Below are 26,376 nucleotides of genomic sequence, written 5' to 3' on the forward strand. Positions count from 1 at the left end.
ACGTGGCCGGTGCACATACCTTAGGCGTTGGCCTGACGCGTCAGTCTGTACATCGGCGACCTCCCTGTAGCCGGTGTGCCAAGTTCAGCCGATGTCGACCAGGACCTCACCAGGGGTCACCCGGTCGCCCTTGGCGACATACACCCCCTTAACGGTGCCAGCGACACTGGCGTTGATCTCGGTTTCCATTTTCATGGCTTCGGTGATCAGCACCGCCTGGCCTGCTTCGACCACATCGCCTTCGCTGATGAGCACCTCCACAATGTTGCCCGGCATTGCGGCTGTTACATGCCCGGGCTCGGAGGCTTTTTGTCGGCCGCTGCTTCGTCCATCGGCGACGTATTCGTTCAGGCTTTCGAAGACGACCTCCTCTGGCATTCCATCCAGCGATATATAGAGTTTGCGTTTACCGCTGCCAAAGTCACCCACCCCGGTCACGGCCACTTCGTACGTCTCGCCGTGAACGTCCACCTTGAATTCCGTGGGCGTAGCGCCTGAGGGTTTGTGTGCCGCCGCTGATTCTGGTGGCAGCAGCGGTTCGGGAACCAGTGTGCCTTCGGCGCGCTGCTTCAGGAAGTCGCGCCCCATGTCCGGGAACATGGCGAAGGTTAAAACATCTTCCTTGCTCTTTGCGAGGTCGCCAATGTCTCGGGTTAGCTTTTCCAGTTCCGGTTTCAGCGCATCGGCTGGACGAGCGTCCGAGACGCTTTCGTTGCCGATGGCTTTTTTCAGTACCTGGGCATTGACCTCCGCCGGAGGCTTCCCGTAACCGCCCATAAAGTAGCGCTTTACTTCATTGGTGATGGTTTTATAGCGTTCACCGGCCAAGACGTTGTAGACCGCCTGGGTGCCTACGATCTGGGACGTCGGCGTCACCAACGGTGGGAACCCCAGGTCTTCGCGTACGCGTGGAATTTCATTGAACACGTCACGAATGCGATCGAGTGCGTTCTGTTCTTTTAACTGGTTGGCCAGGTTGGACATCATGCCGCCCGGGACCTGATTGATTTGCACCGAGATGTCTTCGCGAGTGAATTCGCTCTCAAACTGGTGGTATTTTTTACGCACCTCGCGGAAATAATCGGCCACTTCCTGTAAGGCGACCAGATCCAGACCGGTTTCCCAAGGGGTGTCTTTCAGCGCTGCCACCTGGGTTTCCGTGGCCGGGTGGCTGGTGCCGCCTGCAAACGAAGAGATGGCAGTGTCGATTCGGTCTGCGCCGGCCTCAATGGCTTTCAGCTGGCACTGGGCTGCCAGGCCAGCGGTCGAGTGGCTGTGAATGACCAGCGGCAGGTCGACTTCGGCTTTGATCGCCTTGACCAGGTCGTAAGTCGCGTACGGCGTGAGCAAACCGGCCATGTCTTTGATCGCAATGGAGTCAGCACCCATGTCGCGCAGTGCGCGGGCCTGTTCGGTAAACATGGCCAGTGTATGCACCGGGCTGGTGGTGTAGCAGAGCGTGCCCTGGGCGTGTTTGCCAGCTTTTTTCACCGCCTTCATGGCTACTTCCAGGTTACGCAGGTCGTTCAGCGCATCGAATATGCGAAATACGTCGATGCCGTTGTCGGCTGCCGACTGAACAAAGGCTTCCACCACGTCGTCGGCGTAGTGCCGGTAACCCAGCAAGTTCTGGCCACGCAGCAGCATTTGCAGCCGGGTTTTTGGTAGTGCGGCTCGTAGTTGGCGTAAGCGTTCCCAGGGGTCTTCTTTCAGAAAGCGTACGCAGGCATCAAAGGTTGCACCCCCCCAGACCTCCAAAGACCAGTAGCCGATGGCGTCGAGTTTTTCGCAAATGGGCAGCATGTCTTCTGTACGCATGCGCGTGGCGATCAGCGATTGGTGGGCATCACGCAGGGTGAGGTCGGTCACTTCAGTCGGTTTCATCTTTTTCTCCTGTTGACCGGTGGTGGTTACCAGCCAGCGTGGGCGGCAATGGCTGAGGCCAGAACCAGCGCTATTTCACTGGGGTGACGTTTGGTGGAATAGTCCAGAAGTTCCGGGTGCTCGGGCACGAAGCTGGTGTTGAAATCGCCTTGCTGAAAATCGGGGTGCGCGAGAATTTGCTGGTAGTAGTTGGATGTGGTGCGTATGCCGTGCAGTCGCATGTCATCGAGCGCGCGGCGACCGCGAGCAATGACGTCATCCCAGGTCAGGGCCCACACCACCAGTTTCAGGCACATCGAATCGAAGTAGGGTGGGATGTCGTACCCGGTAAAAATAGCCGTGTCGACCCGAACCCCCGGCCCGCCTGGTGCATAGTAATGGGTGATGCGGCCGAAGCTGGGCAGGAAGTCGTTTTTGGGGTCTTCAGCGTTGATGCGAAACTGTATGGCGTAACCGTGCAGTTGAATGTCTTGCTGGTCGTAACGCAGCGGCAGGCCAGAGGCAATTCGCAGTTGCTCCTGAACAATATCAACGCCGGTCACTTGCTCAGTGATCGTGTGCTCCACCTGAACTCGGGTGTTCATTTCCATGAAATACACTTCGTTTCCGGTCAGCAAAAATTCAACGGTTCCGGCATTTTCATAGCCCACGGCCTTGGCGGCCCGAACCGCCAATTCGCCGATATACTGGCGCTGTTCCGGCGTGATTTGCGGGCTGGGGGCAATTTCGATCAGTTTCTGGTTACGACGCTGAATTGAGCAGTCGCGTTCGAACAGATGAATCACATTGCCCTCGGCGTCGGCCAGAATCTGGGCTTCGATGTGGCGCGGGTTAACAATGCATTTTTCCATGAACACATCGGCTGAGCCAAAGGCTTTGGTTGCCTCGGAAATAACACGGGGGTACTGCTTTGTCAGCTCGTCGGCGGTATCGCATCGCCGTATCCCACGGCCTCCGCCGCCAGAAGTGGCCTTGAGCATAACCGGGTAGCCAATGGTCTCTGCCAATGCCAACGCTTCGTCCAGGTTGGCCAGGTTGCCGTCTGAACCGGGCGTGACGGGCACGCCTGCGGCTCGCATGCTGTCGCGCGCCGACGTTTTGTCGCCCATGCGGGCGATGACAGTGGATTTGGGGCCGATGAAGACAATGCCTTTTTGCTCACACAGCTGAGCGAAGCGGGCGTTCTCTGACAGAAAGCCGTAGCCCGGGTGGATGGCATCACAGCCGGTTTCCAGGGCGAGATTGACGATGCGCAGCGGATCGAGATACCCCTCAAGTGGGTCCTCACCCAGTGAATAGGATTCATCGGCCCGTTTGACGTGAAGGCCGTAGCGGTCCGGTTCGGTATAAATGGCCACTGAGCGGATGCTCAGTTCCGAACAGGCGCGAATGATGCGAACGGCGATTTCACCGCGATTGGCTATGAGCACCTTTTTCAACACAGGTTGTTCTCCCTCTATGGGTCGATGTGATTAACCTATCCCAGCTTTTTCATAATTTAAAATTGATATAATTTATGTTTTTCATAAGCTATAGGTTATGGATGGTGTGAAACATAGGGGTTATCGTGAGACTAAGCGTTCAAAAACTGATCAGTCGGCTCTCATTGCGGCAGTTGGAGGTGTTTTTGGCCGTTTATGAAGAGCAAGGCTATGGCAAGGCGGCCAATGCACTGGGGCTTACTCAGCCGGCAGTCAGTTCTCAAATCAGGCAGCTGGAAAGCGCCCTGGGTCAGACGTTGTTCGAATACATTGGCCGCCGTCTGTACTGCACCGCGACGGGGGAGCTCGTGGTCGCCAGTGTACGTACCCTGTTCGCGGAACTGGGCCGGTTGCAAAGCGACATTCATGGGCTGGAGGGGCGCATATCGGGTGACCTGAAATTGGTCGCCGTGAATACCGCCCAGTATGTGATGCCGTACTTGCTGAAACCCTTCGTGGATTTGTACCCGGAGATCAATGTGTCGGTGCAGGTGGTGAACCGGGCGCAGGCCATCGAACGGTTGTCAGACAGCAGTGATGACCTGATGATCATGGGCATTGTACCCAGCGATCGCCCGTTATCGTCGGTGCCTTTTCTCGATAACGAGTTGATTCCGGTTTTGCCTGCCAACCATCTTTTGTGTGATCGGGCCGATGTGACGCCGCAGGCATTTCTGCAGCAAAATTTTCTGGCGCGTGAACGCGGCTCGGGCAGCCGTCTGGCATTGGAACAACATTGTCACCAGCAGCGGCTGCGCATGGTTCCGAAAATGGAGGTCGGTTCAAACGAGGCACTGAAGCATGCCGTTATGGCCGGTATCGGCGTGGCGATTTTGCCTCGCCTGAGCGTATTGGCGGAGTTAAGGCTGGGCAGTTTGAAAACGCTGCCGCTTGAGGGGTTCCCGATCCGCCGGTCCTGGTGTCTGGTGTACCCGACGGGTAAAAGCCTGTCACCGGTAACGCGGCGTTTTGTAGAGTATGTTCAGGCCAATCTGGCTGACATTGACCGGCAGTTTCGGCACATGGCCAATGCCGGTACGCCAGTCTGACAGCGGGTTAGCTCCCTGCCATCAAGCCCTCTACCAGGTAGCCGGTGGCAAACGCCAGCCCTGCGGCTGCAGTTCCAATCAATAAGGTCCGCACTCCGGATCGCCAAACCGGCTGGCGATACACCGCACTTTTGAGCATTCCGATGCCCAGGAAAACGAGTGCGGCCAAGCCAAGGCTGGCGAGGAACTGCTGAATGGTTTCCAGGCCGGGCAAAAGGTAGGGTATTAAGGGGACAGTGCCCACCACCATGAACGAGACAAAGGTCGTGATCGCAGCCCTCAGGGGGCTGAGCCCTTCGGTTGAAAGACCATACTCTTCTCGCAACATGGTTTTTATCCACACTTCCTTATTGCTGCTCAGGGTGTCTACAACGTCTTCAAGCAGTGCGCCTTCAAACCCTTTGGCACGAAACAGTTGTCGAATCTCCTCGCGCTCACCGTCGGGCACCAGCGTAATGTGCTCGCGCTCGGTCCGTTCGGCACTGGCATGACAAAACCTTCTGACCGTTTTATAGGATAGGGAGTGTGCTGTGAGTATAGGCGCTTTTTGGATACGCCCAGTCGAGCTATTCAGGATTGAGCGCTGTCTAAAAGGAAACGGGTCTGCAGGTGATGTGATCGGCGATGAGGGTTCTCCGCGCAGTAGGCTTTGTCAAAGGTGGGCTGTGCAGAAGGCGGGCTGTTTGTGTGAACTGGAACATCCCAGTAGGCCGTTTATTTTGTATTGGATCACGATAGGTTGAGTGTTACGTGAACGGAAAGAACGAAAAAGCCGTCGCGAGCGACGGCTTTTTATTGTCTGACAGCAGGGCGTGTTACTCGAACAATTCGGCGAATGCCTGCTCGTTGCCCTGGTCGTTGAAGTTGAACTCAATCTCGTTGATGGCCGTGGCATCGCGCCCTTCAGACGTATTATTGATTTCAGAAATCACAAACGCCGTAAAGTCTACTGAGCTGTCGGCATCGTTGCCGTTATCGCTCATCTGCATCGACGAGCCGCTGTCTGCACACCCCAATAGCGCGAGACTGAACGCCATGGCTGCGGTTGCACTGAGTATGGGTTTCATGGCAACTCCTTAGTTGGGCGAGCCTGCCAGTGGCGTCGCGAGGTAAGGGAAGGTGGTTTGCAGTTCGCTGGCATCCAGTTGCACACCATCGGTGTAGTCCAGCTGGCCATCCGGTGCATCGGCGGCATCGGCCAGTACGCCCATGGCGACTCGCAATGAAATGTCGACCGTGTCATCAATTGGGCGACGACCATTCGGGAAGCCTGCGTTGTCGCCTGCCAGCACACCCAGGTCGCTCTGGCTTGCGGCGTCGGTCGCTGCAATGGCGGGGTTCAAGCGAAGCATTTCAGAGGCAGTACCACCAACGGGCATGTTGACGGCGGGAACGCCGGTCAGGAACGCCGTGACCAGGTCTTGCCGGGGGAAATTATTCGGTGCGGTAACACCAAACAAAATCTCCACCAGTTCCGGTAAGGTCGGGTGGGTAACGTAGTCAATGAACTGGCCGTCGTTCATGGGTTCGCTGGCGTTGAACGCGTCTTTGTCTTTCAGGCCGATGACCACTTCGTTTACCAGTGGCATACCCAGGCGAGATACCTGTGCCCAGGCACCGCCTTCGACTGTTGCACCCTGATCATTGGCCATGGGCTCGGGGTTGATCACACGCGCCTGGCGCACACTGGCGGTTGTCCAGGCGCCGATAACCGGGTCGTCGTTACTGGTGGCAGCGTCGCCGGTCAGGCAAGCGGTGGGTACTTCCATCGCCAGTGAGGTGACGTTCTTGTCGGCCAGGTCACCCGCACCTTCGCCATCACGGGCACCCAGAGGGTTGGTGTTGACCAGGTCAAATATTTCGCCCAGGTTAACGGCGAACGCTTCTTTGCGCTGGCCAACAAATACCTTGCCGTCAACAGTGCAGCCGGGAATCGCCATGCTGAAAATGTGCGCATCGGAATATGCCTGATAGTCGGTGAACGACTTGCCACCGATGTTGTCGAGTGGTTTTCTAAACGTGGTGGTGCCGGTGGTACTGTTCATCACCGTTTCATGCATGCCTGTACGACGGTCACCTCGAATGACGGTGATTTCATACTCTTGACGAACCTGCACATTGTCGGTATCCATCGCGCCCGGCCCAATGGCGCCAATGTTTTTCAATGGCACTGAAACCGATTTAGTAGCACCACTCTCTCCGACGTCGAGTTGCAAGTCGGTCTTTACGTCAGTGAATTTGAATTGGAAAGTGATGTCTTCCTGAGCATTGCCATCGTTATCGATGTGAATCTCGTAGATGGCATCGGAGTCGAGGTCAAAGTAGTTTGGGCCGCCGTAGGCGTCCTGTAAGGGCAAGTAGTTGGCGATCATCGTGACGTAGTCTTCACGACCGGTTTCATAGCTTCTGAACATATAAAAGTCGGACGCATCGACTTTGGGTATTTCAGTAATGTAAGGGGCTTCGCGGTGGCTGGCACCGTGGCTCACGGAAGCGGTGAGGCAAATGCCTGCAATGGCCGTCGCCAGGGTGCAGTGTTTGAGATGTTTGTTCATTTTTCTCTCACTTGTTCGTGGTGGGTTGCATGGGTTGAACGAGTGGGACACGAGTTGGGATGCAATAGATAGGCGATTTTTTTTCTTTTTTTAGGACCTGCATCCAGACGTGTTAAGTGAACGTATCGTGGTGTTGGCTTGCTGAAATTTACGCTGACGCAGTAGCATCAAGTAAGTGGGTACGTTACAACGGTGCAAGGCAGTGTGTCCGGTCTGTGAGCCGAGTAACCCCGTCTATTTGGAATCCGCGCTAAGAAATTTTGGTAAAATTGCACTGCTCCGGATTCAGGTGTCCTGTTGGCAAAGAAAGAAGCCTTGTAAACAGCATGTGCCTGAAAGACCCAGCAGCGACTTTTTGCAGAGACTCGGTTATGGTTGTCGGGTCGCCCGGTTACGCGCCCTAGGACTTTTCCATTGAGTAAGATCGCCCTGTTCGTCGATGTCCAGAACGTCTATTACACCACCCGGGAGGCCTATGGTCGCCGGTTCGACTACAACCGCTTCTGGCGCCAGGCCACAGCCGGTCACGAGGTAGTAGCGGCCTTCGCCTACGCGATTGATCGTGGGGATGAAAAACAACGGCAGTTTCAGAACATTTTGAGTGCTATTGGCTTTAAGGTGCGCTTGAAACCCTATATTCAGCGCCAGGATGGCTCGTCGAAAGGCGATTGGGATGTAGGAATAACCATTGATGTGATGACGGTAGCGCCCATGGTAGACCGTGTGGTGCTGGTCTCAGGCGATGGCGACTTTGGCTTGCTGGCGGAGAAAGTTCGGCGAGACTGCGGTGTGCAGGTCGATGTTTATGGTGTTCCCGGTCTGACAGCGCGGTCATTGGTACAAGCCGCCAGTCGTTTCATGCCCATTGACGGTGAGCTTTTGCTGCCAGTGTCCGGCTGGAGGCTTTAATTGGAACTCTCAGGCCCGACGCCCGTGTCCCCTCTTGATTTGACGGTCACGTAATCCGTCTGCTGTGCTCGTTTTCTCGCTTTGTAATACGAGCTCACATCACTGAACCCCAGTAGCTCGTACAGTTCAGTCGCTTTCAGGCCGCTGTGTTGAGTCATTAGCTCGGCCCGAATCGCATCCCTGATGCTACTAAAGCTTGTGCCCTCCTGGTTGAGCTTTCTATATAAGGTTGCACGACTCAGGTGCAGGGCTGAAGCGACATGGTCGCTGTTGCTGTAGTGCGCCATGTCCTCCCAGAGCAAGGTGGTGACTCTGTTGGTGAAGGTTGGCGTAAGCAGGGTGTCAGCTTTTTCGTTGAGCTTCGTTTGCAAGCTCATTCTCAAGAGGGTTGTCAGATAGGATTTCCCCTGCGTCAGCGATGTGTCCAGCAAAGCAGACGGGGGTTGGAGTGGCCAGTCCATTACCTCAGCGGGAAGAATGAGCGAGTTACAGGATGCAGAGAATGCTACGTTACACCCGAAATAGGCTTCCAGAAGCGCTTGGTATGCGGGTGCTTTTCTTTGAAATTGCACGCTGTGCAATGGGAGCTTTTTGCCATGTAAGTAGCACCCCATCGCATACATGGCGGTAATGCTTCGTTCGACTGCGTTACTCGGGTATGGCTTGTTCCGGGGGTAGCTGAATGCCAGGGTAATCTGGCGGCCATTCTTTGAATAGTGCCACTGCTCCGATTCATTGACGTACTGAATGTTTTGCAGGTAAGTCGTGACTGCCTGGCCCAGTGTATCGCTGAAGCGAATTAACCCTGACAGCACGCCATAGGCATCCCGGACGATGGTTTTTCCGATCAGGAAACCGGTGGGGTTCTCAGGGTGATTCTTCTGCGCTTCCTGCCAGAGCGCAATGATCCAGGATTCGGGGAAGAAGGCATCGTAGGTGTGTGTCACGTCGCCCTGAGCGTCAAGCTTATTCACGCTCTCCAGCAAGGAGGGGTCGATGGCCCGAATGGATGCGTTGTCGATTAGCCCGTGTGCTCTCAGTCGGCGTGCCAGTTCAATGGTGCCAATGGCCGATACTTGCTGGATTCTACTCATTCTTCAGTAACCCGGATAACATTCACTCAGCTCCATCGTGCGGTATTAGGGTTTGCGCCAGTCCGTTCGCTGGCTATTGTTGGCAGCCCTCGTTGAAAAATGTAACGGATTTCCCGAAAACTGCAACGCCATTCCACGAGAAACGAACCGCAGCTCTTTAAGATCAAAGGCCTACACGCAAAAAACCGCCTTTTCATGTAAGAGAAGAATAAAAGGATTCAACCTATGAAAACTAAAGTGTGCCTGTTCCTGTTCCGCAGTATCGCCTTCTTGTCATTGGCCGTCACCGCGATGGCGCAGCAACAAATTGGGGTTGGCTACGCCTATCAGGATGTCGAGGATCATGAAGACCCTGGGGGCAGTCTGGTATTGAACTATTCTGTGTATCTGACCCCTTCGGTTGCACTTCAGGGTGAAGTCACCCATTCGGTTGTCTATGCCGAGCAGGAAGTATTCAACAGTTCAGGTAATTCGGTTGGGTTTCAGGATTTTTATGCATTGAGCGCCGGGGCTTATGCCGTTTATCTTCTGCCCTTGGGTGAGCGGTTTTTTATGCTTGGCCGAGGCGGCGCCGTGGTGCTATCCAGTGAAGCAGAGACCTGTGTAGTGGGTGATTGCGAGGTTGACGAAAACGACCCTGAAGTCAGCCTGAGTTTCGGCGCGGGCGCAGGCTTTCAGTTCAGCCCCGCCATCGATGTGCAACTGCACGCCACGCAGCTGTCAGCGGAGGTGCGCCATGTCGGCGTATCGTTGGGGTGGTCATTCTAAACTGAAATAAAGAGCTGTAGGCTGGGGTTGATAAAATGGACTCAGGGTGCCGGCCGGCATTCCTGAATGGCCATATTGAAGGCTGTTTGCAGGCTGGTATTGTGTTTATTCACATATACCCCTCCCGGCAACTGTGCATACTCATACGGTACCAGCCCGGCGAGTTCTTCGGTCATGGCGGCAGCGGTGGACTCGGGTATGACCGCGCCATGGGCCCGGCCCCGCCTGACCATGCCGATGGCCAGTTCATGGTGGTCAACCGGAATAGCCTCGTGACCAAGGGCTTCAATTAGCACAATGGATGCACTGGACCAGTTAACCGCAATCTGGATTCTATGTTCGCTTTTCTTCAAGGCAGCACCCGGAAGGGTATACAGCAAGTACCGAACGGTGAACAGGGGGGTGGCGAAGTAGGCATAGTCGTCCCGTTCACCCGATTGGGCCATGGGCACGACCATGTCGATTTCGCTATTCTGAAGCATGCGCAGGGCTCTGACCTGCGGCAGAATTGATACGGTGAAAGGTTGGTCTACGGTGTCGATCGCGCACTGGTAAAGCGGCGCCAGGTGGCCCGTGAACTGGCCGTCGTGATATGAGAGGGCGCCTGCGTTCGCATCCGTTACTGCAATGGAATAGGCTTGTACCGTAGCTGTTGCGGAAAGGGCTAGCACGCCAATTAGCTCGAATCCGTTCATCTGACTACCACTTTTTTCGAAGCTCTTCGAACCATAGCAGATGTCCCGCATTTCGCCCACTTTGTGTGCCTTCACCCGGTACGTTGAAGGGCTACATGCACTTTTATTACGCCGCGTCAGAAAGTAATAACATTTGGGTTATTCGGGTCTAGGTGCAGCACGACCGACCATAATTTCGCGTTCGAAAACCTTTGAGACGGGTATCTGCTGCGGTCTTTGCGCAGCAACCAGTGCCTGGGCGTGTTCGAATAACAGCGCCTCCTTGAAATAATGGCGCTGCAACAGCTGTTCAGTACAAGAATGGAGTGAACACTGATTGCGGCTACGCCTGTTCTGCGCCTGCCATGTCCGTCGCTACCAGCTCCTGGCGATACCAGGCTTCCCAATCCTGTTTTGCCAGGGCCGGCTGGGCCAGTTCCAAGGCAGCCTGAGGTGACAGCGCATACAGGCCATCGGCATCGCCGACAACGAGGTCGCCGGGCTCAATGACGGTATCTGCCAGGCGAACAGTCTCATTCAAATGCCCACCGCCATTGACCGGGCGAGTGGTGATGGCACTGATACCGGTCGCATACACCGGAAAATGCAGCTGCTTCAACGCTGGAATATCAGTAGCGCAACCGTTGGTAACCACACCCGCCACCTGTTTATTAAGTGCGGCCAGAGTGCGCAGTTCGCCCCAGCAGGCGCGGTCGGTATCCTCCCCCATATCAATAACCAGTACGTCGCCTGGTTGGGCACTGGCAAGGGCTTCCCGGATCATGCTGCCATCCACCGGGGGCAGCGTTACGGTGATAGCCCGGCCAATAAGACGTTTGCTGGGCGTTTGGGCGGTGATGCCTTTCAGGTAACCGGTGTCTGTGATGTGTCCCAGTGTGGAGGTGGCAATGGCCCTATAGGTATCGACCAGTTTCCGGGAGAGGATTGAGGTTTGCATAGGCATGTGACCTTTTCAAAAAAGAAGGCTCCCGTCTGATGCGGGAGCCTGAGGATTTCAGCTTTGAATACCGAAGTGAGTATAGAGCTGGTCCATCATATTGTTCGCACCGATAATTCCGCCGGACATCAACCAGGCGACAAGATCGACGTCATAGACCTGGTTGTTTTGAGTAGCATCGAGGGTCTGCCATAAAGGATGATCGGACCAGGCCTGGTAATTCTCATGCACTGAACCGTCCTGCGACTGGAAAATAATGAACATCACATCGGCGTTCATACTGGGGATATTTTCCTTGCTGTTCAGCTTTACTCCCCAGGTACGTTGTGCAGACATCGGCGGAAACTCGAATCCAAGGTCGTGCAGTACGGTGCCCGCGAAGCTGTCCTCAAGATAGACCCGTAAATGATCATTGCGGACATTGGTGATCGCTACCTGCAGTGGCCATTGGTCGCCAACTTGGGCTTGCAGTTCGGTCTGCAGGGTGGCAACCCGCTGGTTCCAGTCAGCCAATAGTTGGTCTGCCTCGGCTTGCTTGTTCAGGGCTTCCCCCATCAGTTGAACCGTTCCTTTGAAATCGAAAACAGTATCTTCGGCAACCGTGGGCGCGATCTGGGAGAGCAGGGTGTAGATGTCTTCATGCCGCGCTTTGTTGGCGATGATGAGATCTGGTTTAAGTCTGGCAATTTCCTCCAGGTTAGGCTGGGTTTCCAGGCCTACATGGGGAACATTCGCCAGATCATCCCGCAAATAATGATACATGGGTTTTTCAACCCAGGAATCGACCAACGCGATCGGGGTGACGCCCAATGCAACGGCGGTGTCGTTAGCGCCCTGGTACAGGGTTACGATGCGCGTTGGCGTGCCCTGAATCTCGGTTACCCCCAGGGCATGTTCCACCTGGCGGGTTGTTTCTTCCGCCTGGGTCGCGGCGGCCAGTGTTAACCAGCCAGCCAGGAAGGCAAACAAGGTTCGTTGTTGAAAAATGCGTTTAACAAGTCGCATGACAGTATCCTTCTTTTGATCATTTCGATAACAATAATGATTTATATTTACATTATCAAATATCAAGCGGGGTCGCTGATGTTCTCCGGTTTGATGTCTGCCTGCACACTAGGTGCAACGGTTGCGTCAGGCGGTGTACCCAAGCGCTTCAACGGGTTAACCGTCCACCCTTTGCCAAAGGGCATGCTGCCGGGGCCACCGGCACGCTCCAGCATGGGCCGAACCAAGAGCTTGAGTGGCCAGTGCTCCTGCTCAAAGCAAACCCGGTGCAACAACTCCCGGGCTTCAGCGGAAAACGCTATCCGGTCAATTTGCCGGATCAGGCTGTAGCGCAGCGCTAGCCAGAGTCGCTTTTCTTCAATGCGATAGCGTTGTGCCAGGGTGTCTATAATGGCCCGCAGGTTGACCTGAATACCCAGCGAGAGCAGGTAAAACAGCAGGTCTTCGGCGGTGTCGTGATAGAGCGTATTGGCGACGCCTTTTTTTAAACAAAAGACCGGGTCGTCAAGGCCCGCCTGGTTCAGCCAGGGAACAAAGAGGCGCAGTGAGTCGTGGTCCCGCAGGAGTAGTCCGTCCACCCGGTTATTTCGCCACACCAACACTGCATTCTGGCCATGTATTTCGGGCATGATGCCCAGCCGGAAGAGGCGTAAATTCAGTTCCAGAAAGGTGTCGCAGACTTCCTGAAAGAGGCCGAGCACTGAACTTTCCGTGCCGGGTAGCCGGCGATGCTCGAGCCAGTGGTCAAAACAATGATCCTGATGGTCCGGTAACAGGGTGCCAAGCGCGGACATGGGCACCAGGCGACATTCCGGGTCCTGTAGCAATGCTTCGGGGTAGCGTCGCACCATGGCGGAAAGGTGGCGCGGATAGTCGTCAAAGAGGCTGCCCTTGGGCGGCATGAAAGCCCACCAATGTGATTCGTCGCAATAAAACACCTGGTGTTCGAGCACCGGGTCCAGCGTTATCGCTTTTGTCAGCAGCCCCTGGGCGATGACGCTATTCATCATTTTTACGGCCGGTAAATAACGCGACGACCCGAGCGAGTACAGGCTCATAGGCAGTTTCAGATAATTCGCACTTTCCGTCAGCGGCGCCAGTGAGCGAACGGACGATGTCGATTTCATTGCCAACCCCTGAAACGCCAGGGGCACCCAGTGTTTGTGGGTCGCTTCGTGTTGCAAGGCTTCCGGCAACCCCTGGTCGAGTTGCCAGGCCATTACCGGAATGGCCAGGTAATATTTCAGGCCGCGCTCCTGGATTTCCAGGTCCAGTTCCGCTCGCTCGTGGTCGTTGAGAAGATACTCTGCCGGGCTGGTGTTATGGGCATCTACTGGCTCACTCACCAATAGATGATCGCGACGAATGGCCACCCACTTCAAGTAAATATTCTGGTCGAACTCTGCCACATAGTGGTGATAGTTCGCCTGGTTTAAACCGATTTTGGCTTTTGCAGCAGGGTGGTAAGGGCGGTCCCGTAGCGCGCCCCATTGTTCCATGGCCTGGAAATACTGACCCGGAGAACGCGACAACAGACCGGTTTTCGAAATGTTGTGTCGATAAGACCAGGTGGTTTGTTCCAGGGTGTGCTGCAATGCCTCTATGAATAACTCGACCCCTTTCGGGCTGCCGGGCATTCGGTCGCCGAGGCTTTCGTTTACCAGCGTCATCATATCGATGGCATTCAGGGTTTTAATCTGGCTGCTGTGAGTCATCGCATAGACCGGCGCGCCGGCAACGCTCAGTAACGCCTGTGCAATGCCGGGCCGGGCAGGTACCCATACCTGCCTGATGACCGGATGTTCGGGATGCCAGGTCCATACTTGTTCAATGGGCCATTTTTCCTCTGCCTCGCGAGCTTCCATGTGACAGTTTTGCCAATGCAGCGGTGGTTCGAGCGCGGTGTTTTCAGCGTCGAAAAAACCTTCCGACCACAAGCATTCCAGTAAATCCTGCATAACCTGCTGTTGCGCCAGACGCTGGCAATCATGCTTGGAGAGAGTCATTGCGCTGTCTCCTTTTATAGGCCGCCAGGGGGTTGCGTACGGTTTTGATGCGCGGCTGAGCATCGCCGAATAACCGGCGTTTGGTCAGTTCTTCGATCTCAAAACACCCGGTAAACACATCGAAGCATTCGAAGCGTTCCCGGTGCTCCGGGTGTGCCGCCTGATAGTCATGAATAACCTCGGCAGTCATTTGCCAGAACGTCTTTTCCGGTAACTGATAGCAGTCGTTAAGAAACAAACACACGTCCGATAGCGCGATAAAGAAGAACGCATCCAGCGAATAATCGCGAACGTCATTCAGATCGTTTGTCAGGATGTAGGAGTTGGGGTTGATCTGTGCATGGGTGGGTGGCACCGGAAACAGCTCAGGGCATTGGTCCGGGTGGGTGAGGTGATCACGGGAGTACCGAACGCCATCGTGAAAATCCTTCAGAGCGATGCGTTTGGGCCAGCCATCTTCGTGAATGAGGATGATATTTTGCCCGTGAGATTCCATGCCAATGCCATGACCAAACAGCATATGAATGATGGGCCCTACGGCTACTGTCAGCAGTTGCCGCGTCCAGGCTTCCAGCCCGTGACGCTCAATCCAGCGCTCGATCAGCGGTTCGCCGTTACCCTGTTGGTGGCTCAGGCCATTGAACGGGATGGCATCCTCACCTGGCCGCAGGTAGGTGTGCAGGCTTTCACGCCACACCACACCCAAATGCCCGTAGGCACTTAACCGCCGCGCGGCGGGCAGGCGTTCGTAATCGCAGGTTACGCCCAGCACTTCCCGCAGGATGACAAAATCCATATCCCGGGCAATGGGGTCCTGCCCGATCAACCGTTGCAGCCAATCTGTGATGACCGGTCCATTAAGGCAGGTATGGGCCGCCATGATGCGGCTGGTTGAGGTGTTGGTAATGCCGAGTGACACTTTGGCGTAGGGTTTTTCCGGGTAATCGGCATTGGCCAGGGTACGAATGGATTGTTGCGCGCGCCAGGCGTCCTGCCCTTGCCCAAGCCATATCAGATCACCCGTTGCCAGTTCGGGGTAAAACTCGGTCGCGATGCGCTCGTTCCATTGCCAGGGGTGAACGGGAATCAGCCGGTAGTCGTCTCTGTTCTTGCCTAGGGCATTCAAATGCGTCTCAAAGCGGCTCAGGTCGTGGTCACCCAGAACCGACCGGAGAAATTGATCGGAATCCAGCGATTCCGAGGCGTTTAGTCGCGTTTTGTTTTTGTGCAGGGCCACCCAGTACAACGGCAGGCGCTGTTGAAACTCCGGACCATAGCGCTGGTTCTCCGCCAACGAAAAACCGAGGCGTGATTTGTAGCAGGGGTGATAGGAATGAGCATCCATTAAATGCCCTTCCAGGGCATCATAGTAGCGCTGGTCAGCAGTCAGGGTGCCAGGCAGGGCGGTCGCCTGCGCCTGAACATCTTTTACCAGAGTGTGGGTCAATTCGTTCATGAACGCATTGAGGCGGGTTGTATCCGGCAGGGCCGCCAGCACGTCGGCAGAAAAATCCGTCAGTGAGGCTTCGCAAGGGGTGCCCCCGTTTTCTACCCGCATCACCGGCCGCCGACTCAGCCGCAACAACCCGTAGCTTTCCTTGAATTCGCCTTCGGCAAGGTAACGGACCTTTTGCCCGTTCGCATCGGTACCGGTTAACACCACCAGGCGGGAGTCTGAGTGTCGGGTGTGGTCTTCGTAATCGAGTACCTCTTCAAACACCAGGGCCTGAATGAGCTGGCGCAATACCCTTTGCTCTACGTTAGCGAGATGAGGCGAACGCAACGCGGCGACCCATGCCACCGTATCGATTTGATTGACGGTAGGTTCAATTAGGTTTTCGATGGGGTTCAATACAGTCATGGCAATACCTTTTGTGCAGTATGTTTCGTCCCGACATTCCTTTGCGGGGTGGTTAACGAGGAGCTGGGGTCTTCAGCGACGGGCTCGGCACGCGGGTTTGGCAAGCGCAATGCCAATGGCAGAGTGGCCAGCAACAGCAAGCCGATGAGGGTAAACAGTTCGTTGATCGCCATCAGCCCGCTGGTCTGCGGCGAAAACCCCTGAGATGAAAGTGCGAAAGAGCGCCACTCATAAAAAAGCGAAACAACGACGATCACAGTAGCCGCGCTAACACGCCGAAGAATGTTGTTCATGGCGGCTCCCTGGGAGACCAGCTGTTCGGGGATAGCATTCAGCCCTGCCGTGGTGACAGGCATGTAAGACAGCCCGATACCGGCACCGCGAACCAGGGTAAGCCCGAGGATGACCCAGAGCGTGACCTCCGACTGCAGCTGACCCAGTGCCAGCGTTGCGATGGCGGTCAAACCCAACCCAACACTGACCACCCCGCGAGGACCACGGGCATCCAGCCGCTTACCGCCGATAGAGACAAAGAGGCTGGACATGACGGCCGTTGCTACCAATACCAGGGCTGTGTTCATCACACTGAAATTCAGTACGTTCTGCATTAACAGCGGTAATAACAAGAGGCTGCCAAAGATGCCAATGGACTGAACCACGACGATGATCACGCTCAGCCGATAGGCTGGTTCGGCAAAAAGATGCAAATTCAGTAGCGGATATTTGCAATGCAATTGATGGCGTATAAAGAAAGCCATGCACAACAGCGCCGATAGGCCAAGCAACAGTGCCAATAATGAGTAAACAGTACCGGTCAGCAGACTCAGGGCCATTAGCAAACCGCCAATCCCCACGGCGGAAAGTACAAAACCGAGGCCGTCAAAGCGGGGTGTGTTTTCATCGGGAGGGGATACCAGGCTGTAATAACCCATCATCCAACCCAACACCCCGACCGGTATATTCATCAGAAACAACACTGGCCAGGAAAACACTTCGAGCAACAAACCGCCCACGGCCGGACCGACCGCCGGTGCCAGCATGACCACCGTGCCCCAAAGGCCCGTGACCCGGCCACGTTCGTTTCTGGGATAGGCTTCGAAGATCAGTGGCAGGGAGAGGGGAATCATCAGCCCAGCTGCCACGCCCTGAACACACCGTGCCAAGACCACCAGCGCCATATTGTCCGCCAGGGCACCCAGTGTTGAACCGGTAACAAAGCCGGCCAGGCCCAACAGATACAGCGGTCGCTTGCCGATTTTATTACCCAAAAAACCAGTGATCGGCATGGTGATACCCATGCTCAGCATGAAGCCGGTCATCACCCAGCTTGCCCACAGTGGGCCTATGTCGAAGGTCGACATGAATACCGGAATCACCGGGTTTAATGCACTGTTATTCAGGCTGACGGTGACCGTGCCCAGCATGACTGTGCACAGCACCCAGGTTGGTTTTCGCGCCCTGGTGGTCATACCGCCTCCAGTGCCAGGGTGTCATTAACCCGGAGCGCGCCGGGCCGGATAAACTGCTGTACCGGTCGCGGGTGACACAGAAAATCGGCATGGGAAATGTTGTAGCCGTAGGCCCCCGCCATGGGCAATACCAGTAAGTCACCCCGCTGCGGGTTTACCATGGGCACACCACGTGCCAACACATCCTTGGGGGTGCACAGTTGCCCTACCACGGTTAAGGGTCGCGCTTCGCCCTCACAGGCATTCTGCGGTAAATGAACTACCGGGTGGCTGTGGCCTTGCGCTACAGGCAAACGAAAGTGATGCGTTCCTCCACGGCAGACGGCGAAGTCTTCACCATGGTTGTGCTTGAGGTCGATGATTTGCATCACATAGTAACCACAGTGCGCCGTAACAAAACGACCAGGTTCGAAGCGGATGCGCGGTGGCTCCGGTAGCCAGGCTAGACGACGGGCAAGATGCCAGCACAGCGTTGGCCAGTCGAACTGGTCGATACCCTGGTAGTTCACGCCCATGCCTCCTCCCAGATTCAACTGAGTGACCTTGGCCGGCTCTTCAGCCAGAGCACGCCAGATCGGCCACTTGTCGAGGAGGCTGTCCAGCAAGCCGAGATGGCGGTATACATCGGTCTGGTGCGACATGGCATGAACATGAAAACCGCAGAGTTCCAGATACTCGCTTTCGTCTACTTGTATCACTGCATCGGTAAGCTGGCGTTCTTCCAGGCCGAACGGTGTCGGCTGACCGGCCATGGCAAGCTTGGTCGACAAGGCGTCTGGCAGCGTTGGATTGACACGGATCAGCACCCGTTGACGACGCCCGGTTTCCGCCGCGATGGTATTCAAACGCTGAATCTCATCGTGACTTTCAAGGTGTATCTGCTCCACTCTGGCTTCCAGTGCCAAGCGAAAATCGCTGTCCAGTTTTCCAGGGCCGGAAAAAATAAACGGCTGCGTTATATCGTGTTCGATCAATTTTTGAATTTCGCCGCCGGACGATACATCAAACCCATCAACCCAGGGTGCCAGTGTGCGCAGCACAGCGGGTTCACTATTGGCCTTGATCGCGTAGAACAAGTCGACACCGTCTGGCAGGTGAGAACGCAGCCATTGGATATGGGTTTCGAGCGCGTCCAGATCATAAATAAAGGCAGCCAGCGGGTCGGCTTCCTGTTCAGCCAGGCGGCGAGCACAGGCTGCGATGGGCTCTGGAACCATGAGTGGATTAGGTGGCATATCATTCATCTCCATTACACCACCTCATCCAGTTCCAGCGGCGAATGGTGCACGCGTTCAGCATGCGCCCGACTGATCGGGTTGGCGGTCATGACATAGTTTGCCTGGCGGTCTGCCTGCTTGCGAAAACGCACCAACAGATTGGCCTTGTTCGGCAAATAGGCGGACGCCAACAGCGCTTGAATGCGATCTCGCCCCTCGGGCAGGCGGCTACAGAGGTCATCCAGGTGTTCAGCGACAGCGCGCCACAAACTGCGCTCCAGCAGCTCATCATCACCGCTGATGTAAAATATTGCTTGCGCCAGCGTATTTAGAAACAGGCAATAGCAGACTCGCTGCCAGCCTTTTTCCGTATCGTAAAAAAGGCTTTGCCGGGCCTGGTCCGATAGCGTGGGCAAGCGTTGTTCGGGCCAGTGCTCGGGCAACAACTTGGTGCCTTCGAGATCCCGATAATAATAGTGAACTGGTAAGTGATTCTTTAACCCGACCAAGCCATTTTGCAGATGAGGTTCCAGTACGACACCCTGTTCAAAATAAAGCCGTAACGTAGGTTCAACCATGACTTCCAACAGGGCGTTAAACCACAGCAGGGCTGTATTGAAATAGCTGGTTTTCAGCTGTTTGCAGGCGGCTGAAATCTCTTCCACAATTAACGGTTGGACACTGGGCCGGGGTGAAAACAGGGCACCCGTCATGACCGGGCGATGCCCGAGCCGTTCATCGCGGATGGGGTTTTCCCGCGCGATAAAGGAGAACCCTTCCATCATAAAACGGCTGGCGCCACCTTGTTGATTCAGTGCCTGATAGGCCGGTTCACGCATTATGCTGAAGCCGTGGAACTTCAGCGGTTCGCACGTATCGTGGAGTATTTCGCTAAGAATAACGGCCGTGTCCAGTTCATAGAGGGCGTTCTTGCGAACGCAGTTGGTTAACCGGAGATGGAGCGACCCCTTCACAAAGAAATCCAATTCGGGGTGGTAGCAGGTTCGTAGCGATGACGTGGCCACCAGAGGTAGACCCTTGGCCCCATGGTCGAGCAGCAACCCCTTTGCCAGCCACTGCTGAACCTGCGCATCTTTTTTCAGGAAAAGCGCCTGCCAGGGATGTACCGGCAGCAAAGCCCTGTCGGCTGCAGCGGGTAGTTCCGGCATCCACTGATCGCGGATAAACCGCTGCAGGTCCGGTTTGCCCCTGGTTAAATAATGTTGGTCAAGCGGTATGGAAAAACAATGCCACTGGAAGCGTCCGCCATGCTCAGGGGAATAGGCGTGTAGTTCTGTTTCGCTCATTCCCTGACGGGCTTTGGGGGTGGGGTGAAAGCGATGCCCGACCGTCAGCGCCTGTTCGCTTTGAACGAAGGCGTTCACCACACCATTCGACAAAGGCCCGGGGCGGGAATGCCGCAGAATATCGGCCATAACACTGCGACTGCAGTGTACCTGCTCCCGCAATTCCGAGTAATCGGTCTGATGTTCGAGATGGCACAGCTCCACCAGCAAAAGATCCGCAAGCTCCGACAGGCCCAGCCTGGGGCCTGATGGCTGGTGGGATGGCAGGCTGAGATAGTGATAGTTGCTGGTAATGGATACCGAATGAACGAAAAAAAACAGAGAGCGCTGTTGAGTTGTCAACGAAAGCTCCGCCAGATAACCCTGTCTCGGCGTGTGCCGAAACGACAACCATTGGTTGGGCAGTGCTACTTCCCTGAGATAACAATTGAGTAAGGCTTCGATGGACAGTATGTCCGCCTGGGTGTGATGACTCATCATCGGAAGGAGCTCCTTGTCCGAGAAGAGCCCACACACTACATTTAATGATAATGATTCTCAATACAGTTCATGAAGATAATCTTAGGAATGTTCGTAAAAGAGACTCAGTAGACAATTTCCGCTAAACAGTAAACCGTGCTGCTTTTCCATCCAGTTCCAACAGGTGCCCTGATACCTCTTCTACCTGGCTGCGTACCCGCTGCAGGGCATCGCTGTCTCTGTGGATGCTGGTGGCAACACCTTCCATGTCGCGACTGATCTGACGCGCCGCCTTGTCGACTTCCTCTACCGAGTGCAGCATCTGGTCGGCGGCTACGGTGCCCTGGCGCGCATCCTCTTCAATTTTCTGAATGGCCTGCTCGGCTTCCTCGCTGTGGGTTTCGACAGAGGAGAGATGGGTGCGGCCGGTTTCGGTAACGCTAATGGCTTCGCGGGTGAACCCCTGAATGTCATCGACAATGCCATTGATGCGGGATGTGGCTTCCACCGTGCGCTCAGCGAGCTGGCGTACTTCATCGGCGACCACTGAAAAACCGCGCCCGGCATCCCCTGCACGGGCCGCTTCGATGGCAGCATTCAATGCCAGCAGGTTGGTTTGTCCGGCCAGGTTGTTGATCATGTCCAGTACCGAGTCGATGTCGGCAGAGAGGGCATTTAGCTGGTTCAGTTTTTGTTCAATGTTAGCAACAACCTGTGACGTTTCCCGCAGACCGGTGACCGCCTGATTCAGTGTAGCAGTGCCCTGGCTCGCAGACGCCAGTGTTTGTGCAACCTGTCGGGACAGGGTTTTGGTGGCGTCAGCGATACCAGAAAGCGTTGCGGAAATCTCCTCAGTACTGGCCGCGACCGACTGGCCCTGGTCGTTAATTTGCTGGTTGCTCTGATCGAGCTGCTGGGTCTCGTGGGTCAGCTGTTCCATCATAGTCGCAGAGTGTTGGGCCGAGTCGGCGACCTGCCGGACCAGGGAGCCCAGCCCTTCGGTCATCACATTAACGGCACGGCTCAGTGCATCGAACTCGTCGTTGCGGCGTTCGTTGACCGGGAGGCGGGCGCTGAGGTCGCCATCGCGAACCCGGTTCAGATCGGTGGTGATGCCAGTCAATGTCTGTTTAACGCTTCGGGTGATCCAGCCGACAACCACCAGCATGGCCAGTGCCATCAGCAAGCTGACTGAGAGCAGCAGGGTACGAGCAGTCTGGGAGCTTTCGCTGGCGTTGGCCCGGGCCTCGGAAATCAGGTTGTTGAGGCTTTCTCTTACCGATTGCTGAGCGGTGCGCATGGCCGTTAGAGCTTCCGCCATGGTATCCCGACTTTGTGTGAGCAGGCGAGCCTGCTCGTAGTGGCCCTCCAGGCTGGCGAGGTAGTTCTGGTTTACTTCGACGAACGGTTCTTCCATGTTGTTCGACGCCAATTGCTCGATGTAGCGGTCGTAGGCCACCCTGAGGGCCTCAAACCGCTCTGTTGTCGGGCTGTTCACATAGGCGACTTCCAGATTACTGATTTCGGCCATGTTCTCTTGAACGAATGTCATAAAGCCGGCTCTTTCGTTCATCGCGTCACGGGCGGCGTTGAGGGTGGCATTCCAGCCTGAGTCGGCATCCAGCCCAACCACAGCCGCCTGTTCAATGCTGGCCAACACCGCGTTCAGGTAGCGCTCGAATTGTTCGAAGAACGTTTGCAGGCCGATGTCGAGTTCCAGACTCTGAGCGCGCAGGCTGGCCAGGCGTTCGAGTTCGGCATTCACATCGGTGACCACCGCATCGCGATTGGCGGGCGACAAACGGGAGATTCGATCACCAATCTGCATGGCCTGAAGCGTCAGCTGATCGAGCTGACTGGATTGCCGGTTAAGTTCCTGTAGCCGGTTATTGGTGCTTTGCTGTAATTCGATACCGCGGTACGCGACGACATAGAGCCCGGCCAGCCCGATCAGCGCGGTTAGCAGAAGAATGGACAGTTTCATGCGGAAGGTCAGGTTGTTTATCATAGTTATCCCGTTCTTGAAGGCCGAGCTGTGCGAAATGTCAGTGATCTGTTATTTAGCGGCTGAATGAGAATACAGTGAAGTCCATAAATCTGAACGCTGCGTTCCTTGGAGAATTGGGGGCAATGATCATTCATTGTAGTTGGCGATGACTGCTATGGCAGTTGGTAACAGTCTTTAATGCTGTGAGAGAGAGGTGTTTTTTCTTATTAAAGTAAGTTATCGAAAGGGCAGGCTAACGCCTGCCCGCATGGCGGCCGGATTATAACTTGAGCGTCAGCTTCACCCCTATTGTTAATGTGTCGTATTCCAGGCCATCGAGCTCGGTTTCTTCAGTGCTGGTCGCCATCAACACAACGCCACCTTCAAGGTGATCGTTTATTTCTGCGCCAAGACCCACCATTGAAGCGCCACCAATGCCCTCAAGGTTGGCCTCATCCACCGTGAAATCACCCAGCCCAAGGCCACCTTCTATGTACAGGCCACCCGACGTATCGAAGTAATAGGTGCCGCCAATGCCTGAAAGGCCTGCAACTGCGCCAGTGCCTTCTTCATCATCAAAGAAAGATGCTTCTCGCTGGTAGTAGAGCGCGAAATTAGGATTAATGTGCCCACCAATTTTAAAGGAGGTCAGGATGCCTCTGTAACCACTTTCAGAGGCTGAGTCACCCGCATAGGAAGCCTCGAACGTATTGGTATTCAGGCCAATGCCACCGGCCAGGAAGAACCCTTCACGGTCATCGGCGAATGCGAAAGATGAACCCAAAGTAACTACTACTGCTGAAAAGCCTACTACTGCTTTATTCATTCTATTTACCACTATTTCACTTTTTCAAATTTATCTAGCACGCTAGATTCCACTGCAGTCTATATAAATCAGACGGTTATATCTCACCAGGGGTGTCGTTTGTGTCCGCTTTTGGCGATATTCCGAGAGATAGACGTGTAGTGATCGAAGTTCGTACAGTGAAACCGGGTTGCAAATGCGAACACCCACTGCCGTAAACTGTTATTGGATATTGTTGGTTCAATTTCTCCTTTTAGTCGGTTTTTTTAACCTGGCGTGCTATTTGGAGGCGATTAATTCAGCCAGTTTAGCCCGATTCGCCCTGGCTCCAGGCGTAGCATGATGGTCAGGCCCCGGCCTCATTTCAGCCCGTTTTCTGTTATTCATTACTGGCTGAGTGGCGGGGAATGATGATCGCACAGAGGGAGACGCAGACGATGAGCAAAAAGCTGAGTTTTACCACACGCACCATCCATTCCGGGTACGAGGCGTCTGAGAACGAAGGGTCTTTGAATCCACCGGTATATATGACATCTACTTACTGTTTCGACAATGTCGAGCAGGGCGCAGCCCGGTTTGCCGGGGAAGCACAAGGCCATGTTTACAGCCGTATCTCGAACCCCACCCAGGCGGTGCTGGAAACCCGCCTGGCAGACCTTGAAGATGCCGAAGCCTGCCTGGCAACAGCGTCTGGCATGGGCGCGATCACGGCCGCTATCTGGACACTGGTACACCCCGGCGATACCGTTATTGCCGATAAAACGCTTTACGGCTGCACCTTCTCTTATTTCCAACATGGTCTGACCCGGTTTGGCGTAAACGTCACCTTCGTCGATTGTACCGATGTCGACGCCGTAGCTCGCGCGTTGTCTGCCCAGACCCGGGTGGTCTACTTCGAAACCCCGGTCAATCCAACCATGAGAGTCATCGACATCGCCGCCATTAGCCAGCGGGTACATGATTTCAACCCCGCTATCACAGTAATGGTTGATAACACCTATTGCACACCGGCCCTGCAACGGCCGTTGAACCTGGGGGCTGATCTGGTTGTGCATTCGGCCACCAAATACCTGGGCGGGCACGGCGATCTGATCGCCGGGGCAGTAATGGGCAAACAGAGCCTGATTGATGAAATCCGGCTCTTTGGTCTGAAGGACATGACAGGCGCTGTGATCGCGCCGTTAACAGCGTTTTTGATACTGCGCGGTCTGAAAAGCCTGTCACTGAGAATGGAGCGACACTGCAGTAACGCCCAAACACTGGCTCATCGGTTACAGCAGCACAAGGCCGTGGCGGCTGTCTATTACCCCGGCCTGGAAGGTAGCCCTCACTTCAGCCTGGCGTGCCGCCAGATGAAAGCCCCCGGTGGGATGATCGCGATGGAACTGCAAGGTGGTTTCGAAGCCGGTGTTACCTTTATGAATCGTCTGAAACTGATCAAACGCGCCGTGAGTCTGGGTGATGCCGAAACCCTCTGCCAGCATCCGGCCAGCATGACGCACTCGACCTACACGCCGGAAGAACGAGCAGAGCATGATATCAGTGAAGGGCTTGTGCGGTTGTCGGTTGGCCTGGAAGATGTGGATGATATTTACGCTGATCTGGAGCAGGCCCTGGCAGGAGTTTGAACATGACCTGTGTCAGCCATCGTTTTGGGTGGCGCGGGTCAGGTCGGAAGCCGTAGCCAGCCGCATCGCCCCTTTTATTTGTTAAATGCTCAAGCCATTGTGCCAACTGCACAGGGTTCAGGCAGAACAGCCAACGCAGCGCGGCGTTGCCGCAACGTTGAGTGTTCGGCCTGTTATCCCTGCCAATCAGAACCGAAGGAAGTTCTTGATTTGCAGGCTTAAAGTGTTGGTCGCATTGGCGTTTTCGCCAGCCAGCGTCGTGGAGTAGCCCAATTGGAATTGGGTAGGCAGTGCCCACTGAGTGAAGAACACGCTCATACTGGGTTCCAGCGCCAGGCTGTAGGATTCATCGTCTTGACCGTTGCCATCGACCTCGGTCTCACCGGTCATGGTGTAGCTGACAGGAAGGCCAAAGCTCAGTTGTACACCGTTTCCGGCGGACATCGAATAATTCGGTTCGACTTCGAAGATGGCTTCGGATCCATACTGCACGGTTACGTCAGACGTTGTGACTGTGTAATCCTGATCTGTTTCCAGAAAGAAAGAGGACTGATTGTAGATGTTGATGTAGAAATCCGGAGTGATCAGGTAGTCGAATGAGAACCTGGCGCCAAGACCCCAAGCCCCACGATCGGTTCGACCCGGTTTGAAGTCGTCGCCTCCCAGAAAATTATCGAGTTGCTCTTGACCGTCATATTGCGATATGGGGATTTTTAGGCCTGGTGTCACCGCAAAGCGGAGCGTATCGCTGCGGGAGTAACCCTGGGCACCCAAGGTCTGGAATTTGGCACCGACGAAAAGGTCGTTCGAGCCAGATAAGTCGACGTTATCGTTACCATCAACCTCACCGGAAAGAATGTAACCAGGCGCCCATTGCACGCCAGCTGTAATCCAATCGTTGATACCGTACTCAAGCGCTATGGATAACGTGTTAACGGATACGGCATCGGTATCCTGGCGTTCGCCATCGGCATCGAAGGTTTCGTCAAAAGTTGTCAGCGAAGGGACCAGGGTGGTTCGTAGTACGCCTTGTGGCAACACCTTGGCATCGTCTGCAAACACGGGTATGACTAGGCCAGCCAGCAGTGGCAAAGCTATGGCTTTCTTTAACATGGTTGTTCTCCAGGCTTTTCTTATTATTTGATTCGATCAAAGCGGCAACCGTTTCGATCAAGGGCTTGCATGGATCATCAGTGACCATAGCCCATGCGCGAATTGCTGATCAAAGTGGCTGTGTGATTACCCTGCTGTGTGGCAATA

At 55.1% G+C, this 26,376-nt stretch carries 21 protein-coding genes; 4 read left to right on the forward strand and 17 right to left on the reverse strand.

The genetic code is table 11. The features are described 5' to 3' along the window. Nucleotides 1-84: 84 nt before the first annotated feature. Together oadA and ABJT94_RS00065 are read right to left on the reverse strand one after the other, a co-directional pair. A complete protein-coding gene (oadA, locus tag ABJT94_RS00060) occupies nt 85-1,884 on the reverse strand; it encodes a sodium-extruding oxaloacetate decarboxylase subunit alpha (RefSeq protein ID WP_348476732.1) in 1,800 nt (599 codons plus the stop codon). Between the two features lie 26 nt (nt 1,885-1,910). Continuing rightward, a complete protein-coding gene (locus ABJT94_RS00065; RefSeq protein WP_348476733.1) occupies nt 1,911-3,326 on the reverse strand; it encodes an acetyl-CoA carboxylase biotin carboxylase subunit in 1,416 nt (471 codons plus the stop codon). A gap of 125 nt (nt 3,327-3,451) precedes the next feature. On the opposite strand from ABJT94_RS00065, the gene ABJT94_RS00070 reads away from it, so the two are divergent. Then, nucleotides 3,452-4,414, forward strand: a complete 963-nt coding sequence (locus ABJT94_RS00070; protein WP_348476734.1) for a LysR family transcriptional regulator — start codon at nt 3,452-3,454, stop codon at nt 4,412-4,414. 7 nt (nt 4,415-4,421) lie between these two features. On the opposite strand, the gene ABJT94_RS00075 is transcribed toward ABJT94_RS00070, so the two are convergent. The 3 genes from ABJT94_RS00075 to ABJT94_RS00085 all read right to left on the reverse strand — a co-directional run bounded on the left by ABJT94_RS00075 (nt 4,422) and on the right by ABJT94_RS00085 (nt 6,969). Beyond that, nucleotides 4,422-5,057 carry a VIT1/CCC1 transporter family protein gene (locus ABJT94_RS00075; protein WP_348476896.1) on the reverse strand — a complete coding sequence of 212 codons (636 nt, stop codon included), beginning with the start codon at nt 5,055-5,057 and terminating at the stop codon, nt 4,422-4,424. Nucleotides 5,058-5,229: 172 nt separating this feature from the next. Then, entirely contained in the window at nt 5,230-5,481 is a 252-nt protein-coding gene (locus tag ABJT94_RS00080) for a hypothetical protein (protein ID WP_348476735.1), read from the reverse strand. Between the two features lie 9 nt (nt 5,482-5,490). Further along, complete coding sequence (locus tag ABJT94_RS00085) at nt 5,491-6,969, reverse strand: DUF4331 domain-containing protein (protein WP_348476736.1); 1,479 nt, start codon at nt 6,967-6,969, stop codon at nt 5,491-5,493. Between the two features lie 414 nt (nt 6,970-7,383). On the opposite strand from ABJT94_RS00085, the gene ABJT94_RS00090 reads away from it, so the two are divergent. Further along, the gene (locus ABJT94_RS00090; protein WP_348476737.1) at nt 7,384-7,878 is read left to right on the forward strand and encodes an NYN domain-containing protein; all 495 of its coding nucleotides are present in this window, start codon (nt 7,384-7,386) and stop codon (nt 7,876-7,878) included. Here the strand turns inward: ABJT94_RS00090 and ABJT94_RS00095 are convergent. After that, nucleotides 7,875-8,972: an AraC family transcriptional regulator ligand-binding domain-containing protein gene (locus tag ABJT94_RS00095; RefSeq protein WP_348476738.1), complete on the reverse strand. Its 1,098-nt coding sequence runs from the start codon at nt 8,970-8,972 to the stop codon at nt 7,875-7,877. The two genes, ABJT94_RS00090 and ABJT94_RS00095, sit on opposite strands and share 4 nt — an antisense overlap. A gap of 225 nt (nt 8,973-9,197) precedes the next feature. Between ABJT94_RS00095 and ABJT94_RS00100 the strand changes: the two genes are divergently transcribed. After that, complete coding sequence (locus tag ABJT94_RS00100) at nt 9,198-9,740, forward strand: outer membrane beta-barrel protein (protein ID WP_348476739.1); 543 nt, start codon at nt 9,198-9,200, stop codon at nt 9,738-9,740. Between the two features lie 41 nt (nt 9,741-9,781). Here ABJT94_RS00100 and ABJT94_RS00105 read toward each other — a convergent pair whose 3' ends face one another. The 10 genes from ABJT94_RS00105 to ABJT94_RS00150 all read right to left on the reverse strand — a co-directional run bounded on the left by ABJT94_RS00105 (nt 9,782) and on the right by ABJT94_RS00150 (nt 23,509). Further along, nucleotides 9,782-10,435: a transporter substrate-binding domain-containing protein gene (locus ABJT94_RS00105; RefSeq protein WP_348476740.1), complete on the reverse strand. Its 654-nt coding sequence runs from the start codon at nt 10,433-10,435 to the stop codon at nt 9,782-9,784. A gap of 322 nt (nt 10,436-10,757) precedes the next feature. Further along, a complete protein-coding gene (locus ABJT94_RS00110) occupies nt 10,758-11,372 on the reverse strand; it encodes an RraA family protein (RefSeq protein ID WP_348476741.1) in 615 nt (204 codons plus the stop codon). A 57-nt stretch (nt 11,373-11,429) separates the two neighbouring features. Next, nucleotides 11,430-12,377 (reverse strand): iron-siderophore ABC transporter substrate-binding protein, encoded by a 948-nt coding sequence (locus tag ABJT94_RS00115; RefSeq protein ID WP_348476742.1) that lies wholly within the window; start codon nt 12,375-12,377, stop codon nt 11,430-11,432. Nucleotides 12,378-12,439: 62 nt separating this feature from the next. Beyond that, nucleotides 12,440-14,383 (reverse strand): IucA/IucC family protein, encoded by a 1,944-nt coding sequence (locus tag ABJT94_RS00120; RefSeq protein WP_348476743.1) that lies wholly within the window; start codon nt 14,381-14,383, stop codon nt 12,440-12,442. Beyond that, nucleotides 14,364-16,244 (reverse strand): IucA/IucC family protein, encoded by a 1,881-nt coding sequence (locus ABJT94_RS00125; RefSeq protein WP_348476744.1) that lies wholly within the window; start codon nt 16,242-16,244, stop codon nt 14,364-14,366. The genes ABJT94_RS00120 and ABJT94_RS00125 overlap by 20 nt, the downstream gene beginning before the upstream one ends. Further along, on the reverse strand, nt 16,241-17,713 hold the full coding sequence (locus ABJT94_RS00130; protein WP_348476745.1) for a DHA2 family efflux MFS transporter permease subunit: 1,473 nt from the start codon (nt 17,711-17,713) through the stop codon (nt 16,241-16,243). Before ABJT94_RS00130 ends, ABJT94_RS00125 begins: the two co-directional genes overlap by 4 nt. Next, nucleotides 17,710-18,948, reverse strand: a complete 1,239-nt coding sequence (locus tag ABJT94_RS00135; protein ID WP_348476747.1) for a type III PLP-dependent enzyme — start codon at nt 18,946-18,948, stop codon at nt 17,710-17,712. The genes ABJT94_RS00130 and ABJT94_RS00135 overlap by 4 nt, the downstream gene beginning before the upstream one ends. A gap of 14 nt (nt 18,949-18,962) precedes the next feature. Beyond that, on the reverse strand, nt 18,963-20,717 hold the full coding sequence (locus ABJT94_RS00140; RefSeq protein WP_348476748.1) for an IucA/IucC family protein: 1,755 nt from the start codon (nt 20,715-20,717) through the stop codon (nt 18,963-18,965). A 121-nt stretch (nt 20,718-20,838) separates the two neighbouring features. After that, nucleotides 20,839-22,704, reverse strand: a complete 1,866-nt coding sequence (locus ABJT94_RS00145) for a methyl-accepting chemotaxis protein (protein WP_348476750.1) — start codon at nt 22,702-22,704, stop codon at nt 20,839-20,841. 259 nt (nt 22,705-22,963) lie between these two features. Next, the gene (locus ABJT94_RS00150) at nt 22,964-23,509 is read right to left on the reverse strand and encodes a hypothetical protein (RefSeq protein ID WP_348476751.1); all 546 of its coding nucleotides are present in this window, start codon (nt 23,507-23,509) and stop codon (nt 22,964-22,966) included. 416 nt (nt 23,510-23,925) lie between these two features. Here ABJT94_RS00150 and megL point away from each other — a divergent pair, with 416 nt between their 5' ends. Then, a complete protein-coding gene (gene megL / locus ABJT94_RS00155; RefSeq protein ID WP_348476752.1) occupies nt 23,926-25,116 on the forward strand; it encodes a methionine gamma-lyase in 1,191 nt (396 codons plus the stop codon). Nucleotides 25,117-25,302: 186 nt separating this feature from the next. Here megL and ABJT94_RS00160 read toward each other — a convergent pair whose 3' ends face one another. Then, nucleotides 25,303-26,229, reverse strand: a complete 927-nt coding sequence (locus tag ABJT94_RS00160) for a hypothetical protein (RefSeq protein WP_348476753.1) — start codon at nt 26,227-26,229, stop codon at nt 25,303-25,305. Nucleotides 26,230-26,376: the final 147 nt, after the last annotated feature.

The organism is Saccharospirillum sp. (assembly GCF_039982735.1).
GTDB lineage: Bacteria > Pseudomonadota > Gammaproteobacteria > Pseudomonadales > Natronospirillaceae > Saccharospirillum.